Genomic DNA, 7,446 nt, shown 5'->3' on the forward strand with positions numbered 1-7,446 from the left:
GCCGATGAGCACGCTGCTGGTCGTCCACCACTCCCCCACCCCGACGACGACCGCGCTCACCGAGGCGGTGCTGGCCGGCGCCCACGACGATGCCATCACCGGCGTCGACGTGGTGGTCCGTGAGGCGCTGGTCGCCACCGCCGCGGACGTGCTCGCCGCCGACGGCTACCTGCTGGGCACCTCGGCGAACTTCGGCTACATGAGCGGCGCCCTCAAGCACTTCTTCGACACCATCTTCCTGCAGGCCGGCGGCGCGCTGAGCGATGACGGCAGCGCCCGGGAATCATCCGGGAGCCGCAAGCCTTACGGACTGTGGGTGCACGGCCGCTACGACACCACCGGTGCGGTGCGGTCCGTGCAGAGCATCGTGCAGGCCCTCGGCTGGAGACAGTCGGCGCCCGTGCTGGAGGTGCTCGGCGACGTCGACGACCAGGCACGCAACGCGGCCTACGAGCTCGGCGGGACCCTCGCCGCCCTGATCGAGAACCTCGAAGGAGACGCGTCATGACCCAGACCCCCGCCGCCGCGAGCGGCACGTTCACCATCGGCGACCTGCCGGTCCACCGACTCGGCTTCGGCTCCATGCAGCTGACCGGGGAGGGCGTCTGGGGCGACCCGAAGGACCCCGACGAGGCGGTGCGCGTGCTGCGCCGGGCCGTCGAGCTGGGCGTCAACCTGATCGACACCGCCGACTCCTACGGGCCGGTGGTCGCCGAGCAGCTGATCGCCAAGGCCCTGGCGCCGTACGCCGACGACCTGGTGATCGCCACCAAGGCCGGCCTGACCCGTCAGGGTCCGGGCATCTGGACCCCGGTCGGCCGGCCGGCGTACCTGCGCCAGCAGGCCGAGCTCTCCCTGCGCAATCTCGGCGTCGAGCAAATCGGGCTCTTCCAGCTCCACCGCGTCGACCCCGAGGTCCCGCTCGAGGACCAGGTCGGCGAGCTGAAGGAGCTGCAGGACGAGGGCAAGATCCGCCACATCGGTCTCTCCGAGGTCTCGGTCGAGCAGATCGAGGCGGCGTCGAAGGTCACCACCATCGCCACCGTCCAGAACCTCTACAACCTGGCCAACCGCGCCGCCGAGGACGTCCTGGACCACTGCGAGCGGCACGGCATCGGCTTCATCCCGTGGTTCCCGCTGGCCACCGGCGAGCTCTCCCGCCCGGGCGGCCCGCTGGCCGCGGTCGCGCAGGCCAAGGGCGCCACCCCTGCCCAGCTCGCACTGGCCTGGCTGCTGCGCCGCTCCCCGGTGATGCTGCCGATCCCTGGCACATCCAAGGTGGCGCACCTGGAGGAGAACATGGCCGGCGCCGAGATCACCCTCACCGACGAGGAGTACGCCGCCCTCGAGTCGGCGGTCTGACCCTCACAGCAGTCGCTCCACGTGGGCGGCGATGGCCAGGTCCTCGCCGGTCGCGATGACCAGCACCGGCACCGGCCCGAGGTGGGCGAGCCGCTCGGCGAGCACGTCGCGCACCCGCGCGACGTGCGCGCCGACACCACCGGTGAAGACCAGCGCGTCGAGTCCGCCCGCCGAGGCCGCCATGGCACCCACGGCGGCGGCCAGCCGGTGCACGTAGACGTCGAACGCCAGCCGGCAGTCCTCGTCGCCCTCGTCGAGCCCGGCAAGCACTTCCCGGATGTCACCGGAGGTCCCGGACAGGCCGCGCAGGCCGCTGCGGTGCTCGAGCGCGTCGGCCAGCTCGTCGAGGCCGACCCGGCCGGTCTGCAGCAGCCACAGCAGCAGGCCGGGGTCGACCGACCCGCTGCGCACCTGCATCGCCAGCCCCTCCATCGGCGTGAAGCCCATGGTGGTGTCGACAGACCGGCCACCCACCACCGCGCACGCCGAGGCGCCACCGCCCAGGTGGCACAGCACCAGCCGCAGCTCGGCGAGCGGTCGGCCCAGCTGCTCGGCGGCGCGGGCGGCGACGTACTCGTAGGAGAGGCCGTGGAAGCCGTAGCGCCGCAGCCGCCAGGCCCGGTTCCACGCCCGCGGCAGGGCGTACGTCGCGGCCGCCGCCGGCAGCGTCGCGTGGAAGGCGGTGTCGAAGCACGCGACCACGCGCAGGCCCGCGTCGCGCAGGGTGCGCGCGACCGCCAGGGAGGTGGGGTTGTGCAGCGGCGCGAGCTCGACGGTGCCCTCGAGTGTCCGCAGCGCCTCGTCGTCCACCAGCACCGGCGCCGTCAGGTCCGGGCCGCCGTGCACGAACCGCACCCCGGCCGCATCCACCGGGCTCCAGCGGTCGAGCACCGCGGCCAGCTCCTCACCGCCGCGCTCGGCCGCGACGTCGTCGTCCTCCACCCGCTCGCCGTCGACGACCAGGGAGGCCTTGAGCGAGCTCGAGCCCGGGTTGACCACCAGGACGCGCATGCTCAGCCTTCCGGCGCGTTGCGCTCGGCGTCGGGCGTCACCACCGCCGGCCCCGGCTGGTCGTGCCACTCCCAGTCGCGGACGTCGGGCAGGTCCTCGCCGTACGTCCGGACGTGATGCTGGTGCTCGACGAGCTTGTTGCGCAGCCGCTCGTGCAGCTCCCCGGTGCGCTCCGCCAGGCCCGGCACCCGGGTGAGGACGTCGAGGGCGAGGTCGAACCGGTCGATGCGATTGAGCACCGTCATGTCGAACGGCGTCGTGGTGGTGCCCTCCTCGACGTACCCGCGCACGTGCAGGTTGTCGTGGTTGTGCCGGCGGTAGGTCAACCGGTGGATGAGCCACGGGTAGCCGTGGTAGGCGAAGATGACCGGCCGGTCGGTGGTGAAGAGCGCGTCGAAGTCGGCGTCGGAGAGGCCGTGCGGGTGTTCGGTGTCCGGCTGCAGCCGCATCAGGTCGACCACGTTGACCACCCGGATCCGCAGGTCCGGGACCGCCTCGCGCAGGATCGACACGGCGGCCAGGGTCTCCATCGTCGGGATGTCGCCGGCGCAGGCCATCACCACGTCCGGCTCTCCGACGCCCTCCGCGGAGCCGTCGTTCGACGCCCACTCCCAGATGCCGATGCCCTTGGTGCAGTGCACCACCGCCGCTTCCATCGGCAGGTACTGCAGCGCGGGCTGCTTGCCGGCCACCACCACGTTCACGTAGCTGCGCGAGCGCAGGCAGTGGTCCATCACCGAGAGCAGGCAGTTGGCGTCCGGGGGCAGGTAGACCCGCACCACCTCGGCCTTCTTGTTCATCACATGGTCGATGAAGCCCGGGTCCTGGTGGGAGAAGCCGTTGTGGTCCTGGCGCCACACGTGACTGGTGAGCAGGTAGTTCAGCGAGGCGATCGGCCGCCGCCACGGGATGTGACGGGTGGTCTTGAGCCACTTCGCGTGCTGGTTGAACATCGAGTCGACGATGTGGATGAACGCCTCGTAGCAGGAGAACAGCCCGTGCCGGCCGGTGAGCAGGTAGCCCTCCAGCCAGCCCTCGCAGGTGTGCTCGGAGAGGATCTCCATCAACCGGCCGTCCGGCGCCAGATGGTCGTCGTCGGGCAGGATCTCGGCGTTCCAGGCCCGATCCGTCACCTCCATCACGTCCTGGAGCCGGTTGGAGGAGTTCTCGTCGGGGGAGAACATCCGGAACGTCCCCACGTTGTCCCGCATCACGTCACGCAGCCAGGTCCCCGCCACCCTGGTCGCCTCGACGGCGCCGGTGCCCGGATGGGTCACCTCGACGCCGTACTCGCGGAAGTCCGGCAGGCGCAGGTCGCGCAGGAGCGCTCCCCCGTTGGCGTACGGCGACGCGCTCATCCGCTTGTCGCCGACCGGATGCAGGCCGCGGATGTCCTCGGCCGGAGCGCCGTCCGCGTCGAACAGCTCCTCGGGTCGGTAGGACCGCATCCACGTCTCCAGGATCCGTCGGTGGCCCTCGTCGCCGCGGGCATCGGCGAAGGGCACCTGGTGGGCCCGGAAGGAGCCCTCGACCTTGTGTCCGTCGACCTCCTTGGGGCCCGTCCAGCCCTTCGGCGTGCGCAGCACGATCATCGGCCAGCGCGGCCGCGGCGGCAGCTCACCCTCGCCGCGGGCGGCGCGCTGGATCTCGGCGATCTCGTCCAGGCAGGCATCCAGCGTGGCGGCGAAGGCCTGATGCATCTGCGCCGGGTCGGAGCCAGCGACGAGGTAGGGCCGGTAGCCGTAGCCCTCCAGCAGCGCGGCCAGCTCGTCCTCGGGGATGCGGGCCAGCACCGTCGGGTTGGCGATCTTGTAGCCATTGAGGTGCAGGATCGGCAGCACGGCGCCGTCGCGGCGCGGGTCCAGCCACTTGTTCGAGTGCCAACTGGTGGCCAGCGGCCCGGTCTCGGACTCGCCGTCGCCGACCACACAGGCGACGACGAGGTCGGGGTGGTCGAAGGCCGCGCCGTACGCATGCGAGAGGGAGTAGCCCAGCTCGCCGCCCTCGTGGATGGAGCCCGGCGTCTGTGGTGCGACGTGGCTGGGGATGCCGCCGGGGAAGCTGAACTGGGTGAACAGTCGCGCCAGCCCCTCGGCGTCCTGCCCGATCGCGGGATAGACCTCGGAGTAGGTGCCGTCGAGGTACGCCGACGCGACCAGGCCCGGGCCCCCGTGGCCGGGACCGGTGACGTAGAGCATGTCCAGGTCGCGCGCCATGATCGCCCGGTTGAGATGGGCATAGAGGAAGTTCAGCCCGGGCGTCGTGCCCCAGTGGCCGAGGAGCCGCGGCTTGACGTGGTGCGGCTCGAGGGGCTCGCGCAGCAGCGGATTGCCCATCAGGTAGATCTGCCCGACGGACAGATAGTTGGCGGCGCGCCACCAGCGGTCGATCCGGAGGACCTCGTCCTCGGTGAGGGGCTGGGTGACACCCAGGTCGGCGGGCGTTGTCATGGCCATGTCCCACGGGTACCACCACAGCGCCGGAGCACACCAGGGCCTTCGGCACCTCGAGCTCGCCGTACGGCCAGGGCCTTTGTGCCCGCCGGGGTATAGGGCTAAGTTCGAAGGCGCACTGCACAACCACCACCAACTCGGGCTGGAGGCTGGAAGATGGCAGCACAGGCAGTACGGCATATCACCGGGCGACGCGGCGTCCGCCGCCCTGATGGCGATCGCGGGATGACGCGGTTGCAGCGCGCCCAGACCACCGAGGAGCTCCTGGAGCAGGCGCAGAACGCCGACGACGAGGACCACCGGCGGGAGCTGCTCGACCACGTCGTCCTGGTGAACCGCGGAGTGGCCGAGGCGGTGGCCTCGCGCTACCGCCGCCGGGGCGTGCCTCTGGAGGACCTCCAGCAGGCCGCCTACGAGGGGCTGGTCAAGGCGGTCTACCGGTTCGACCCGAGCCGCCGCAAGGACCTGCTCACCTACGCGGTGCCGACGATCCGCGGCGAGCTGCAGCGGCACTTCCGCGACCACGGCTGGGCGGTGCGGCCGCCGCGCCGCGTCCAGGAGCTGCAGTGGCGGGTCAACCGCTGCATCGAGGACCTGACCCAGGAGCTTGGCCACGAGCCGAGCGACCAGCAGGTCCGCGAGCGCCTCGACCTCTCGGGCGAGGAGTACGACGAGGCGCTGGTGGCGTTCGGCTGCTTCACCCCGACCTCCCTGGACCAGCCGCTGGGTCAAGACACCGCGGCGACGGTGGGCGACCTGATCCCCGACGAGACGGGCGAGCCCAGCGAGCTGGAGGCGGCCGAGGCACGCACCGCGCTGGCGCCGGTGCTCAAGGAGCTGCCGGACCGGGACAAGCGGATCCTCTACCTGCGCTTCTTCGAGGACCGCACCCAGGAGGAGATCGGCGCCGACCTCGGCGTGACCCAGATGCAGGTCTCCCGGCTGCTCACCCGGATCCTGCGCGACCTGCGGCACGCCCTCGGCACCGCGGCGGCGTAGTACCTCACTACCCTTGGGCCCCGTGGCCCGCCTGCTCATCCCCGTGTTGACCGCCCTCCTGGCGCTCGGCGCGTGCGGCAACAGCGCGCCGCGGGACCCGGTCTCGGTCGCGGCGCCGCAGCCCGGCGTCTGTCGGATGCTGACCGCGCACGACGTCGCCCAGGCCAGCAACGACTCGACCCCCGTCGCGTGCAGCGAGCCACACGACGCCGAGACGTTCGCGGTCGGGTCGATCCCGGCACGCTTCCGCACCGTGGACGATCCCGCGCTGGACACCTGGATCTACGCCGCCTGCGCGAAGGCATTCCCCCGCTATCTGGGCACCGACGACAGCACCGCGATGCGCTCGCTGCTGAGCTGGATCTGGTTCCGGCCGACCGCCGCGGCCTGGCAGGCGGGCGCGCACTGGTACCGCTGCGACGTCCTCGGCGGCGCCGCCACCCAGAGCCGCTACGTCGACCTGCCCACCACCACCAAGAAGCTGCTCGGCGGCCGCGGCAACGACCAGTGGATGGCGTGCGTCAAGGGCAAGTCCGTCTCGGCCGGGACGACGGTGCCCTGCACCGCCAAGCACGACTGGCGGGCGGTGACCACGATCAAACTCGGCGAGCCTGACCAGAAGTACCCGGGCGACGCGGCGGTCAAGGCCAAGACCAAGTCCTACTGCTCCGACTCGGTGGACGCCTGGCTGGGCTACCCCGCTGACTTCGACTTCGGCTACACCTGGTTCGGCCAGCGGGAGTGGAGCGCCGGCAACCGGCGCTCGGTGTGCTGGGCGAGGACGGCGCGATGAGCCGTCCGCTCGCGGCCCTGGTCGCGCTCGCCGCCCTGCTCCTGGCCGGCTGCGACTCCTCCACACCGACGAAGCCGGCTCCCACGACGCCTCCCCCGACCGCCTCCGCCGTACCGCGGCCGGCGGCGTCCGGCTGCCACCAGCTCACCTACGCCGAGGCGGTCGCGCCGACCCTGCCGGCCACCACCTCCGACGTGTCGTGCTCGAGCAGCCACACCGCCGAGACGTTCCGCGTCGGCGCGCTGCACACCACCGTGGGCGGGCACCTGGTGGCCGCCGACTCGGCCCGGGTGCAGGCGCAGGTCGCCTCGGTCTGCCCGGACGCGCTGTCGTCGTACCTGGGTGGCGACGAGGCGAAACTGCGGCTGAGCATGCTGCGCGCGGTGTGGTTCACGCCGACCGTGGCGCAGGTCGACGGCGGCGCGGACTGGTACCGCTGTGACGTCATCGCCCTGGCCGGCGACGGCACCCTCGCGCCCGTGACCGGCTCGCTCAAGGGCGTGCTCGGTGGGCCGCACGCCGGCGACTGGGCGATGTGCGGCACAGCCCAGCCCGGCACGGCCGGCTTCGCCCGGGTCCCGTGCCGGGCCGACCACACCTGGAAGGCGCTCTCCGTGGTCGACCTGCCCGCCGGCCCCTATCCGGGCGAGGACAAGGTCAAGGCCGCCGGCCAGAAGCCGTGCCAGCAAGCCGGCCAGAACGTCGCCTCGGACGCGCTCAACTACCAGTGGGGCTACGAGTGGCCGACCGCCCAGCAGTGGGCCGCCGGCCAGACCTACGGCATCTGCTGGGCCCCCGACCATCGTTGAGAGGTCACTTTTGGGGGGG

7 protein-coding genes are annotated in these 7,446 nt (G+C 72.0%); 5 read left to right on the forward strand and 2 right to left on the reverse strand.

Annotated elements, in window-relative coordinates; all coding sequences use genetic code 11:
* Window positions 1-4: 4 nt before the first annotated feature.
* A complete protein-coding gene (locus VHA72_RS04180) occupies window positions 5-508 on the forward strand; it encodes a flavodoxin family protein (protein WP_325573183.1) in 504 nt (167 codons plus the stop codon).
* Window positions 505-1,362, forward strand: coding sequence for an aldo/keto reductase (locus tag VHA72_RS04185; RefSeq protein WP_325573184.1), 858 nt, complete (start codon window positions 505-507; stop codon window positions 1,360-1,362). The genes VHA72_RS04180 and VHA72_RS04185 overlap by 4 nt, the downstream gene beginning before the upstream one ends.
* A gap of 3 nt (window positions 1,363-1,365) precedes the next feature.
* Here VHA72_RS04185 and VHA72_RS04190 read toward each other — a convergent pair whose 3' ends face one another.
* Together VHA72_RS04190 and VHA72_RS04195 are read right to left on the reverse strand one after the other, a co-directional pair.
* Window positions 1,366-2,373: an acetate/propionate family kinase gene (locus VHA72_RS04190; protein WP_325573185.1), complete on the reverse strand. Its 1,008-nt coding sequence runs from the start codon at window positions 2,371-2,373 to the stop codon at window positions 1,366-1,368.
* 2 nt (window positions 2,374-2,375) lie between these two features.
* The gene (locus VHA72_RS04195; protein ID WP_325573186.1) at window positions 2,376-4,823 is read right to left on the reverse strand and encodes a phosphoketolase family protein; all 2,448 of its coding nucleotides are present in this window, start codon (window positions 4,821-4,823) and stop codon (window positions 2,376-2,378) included.
* Window positions 4,824-5,051: 228 nt separating this feature from the next.
* Here VHA72_RS04195 and VHA72_RS04200 point away from each other — a divergent pair, with 228 nt between their 5' ends.
* Genes VHA72_RS04200 through VHA72_RS04210 form a run of 3 tightly spaced genes read left to right on the forward strand, consistent with a single transcriptional unit; the run spans window position 5,052 to window position 7,427 of the window.
* A complete protein-coding gene (locus VHA72_RS04200) occupies window positions 5,052-5,825 on the forward strand; it encodes a sigma-70 family RNA polymerase sigma factor (RefSeq protein ID WP_325573187.1) in 774 nt (257 codons plus the stop codon).
* 22 nt (window positions 5,826-5,847) lie between these two features.
* Window positions 5,848-6,618 carry a septum formation family protein gene (locus VHA72_RS04205; RefSeq protein ID WP_325573188.1) on the forward strand — a complete coding sequence of 257 codons (771 nt, stop codon included), beginning with the start codon at window positions 5,848-5,850 and terminating at the stop codon, window positions 6,616-6,618.
* Window positions 6,615-7,427, forward strand: a complete 813-nt coding sequence (locus VHA72_RS04210; RefSeq protein WP_325573189.1) for a septum formation family protein — start codon at window positions 6,615-6,617, stop codon at window positions 7,425-7,427. The genes VHA72_RS04205 and VHA72_RS04210 overlap by 4 nt, the downstream gene beginning before the upstream one ends.
* The last annotated feature ends 19 nt before the right edge of the window (window positions 7,428-7,446 follow it).

Origin of the sequence: Nocardioides sp. (assembly GCF_035547795.1) — a bacterium.
In the GTDB taxonomy this organism is placed as follows: Bacteria; Actinomycetota; Actinomycetes; order Propionibacteriales; family Nocardioidaceae; genus Nocardioides.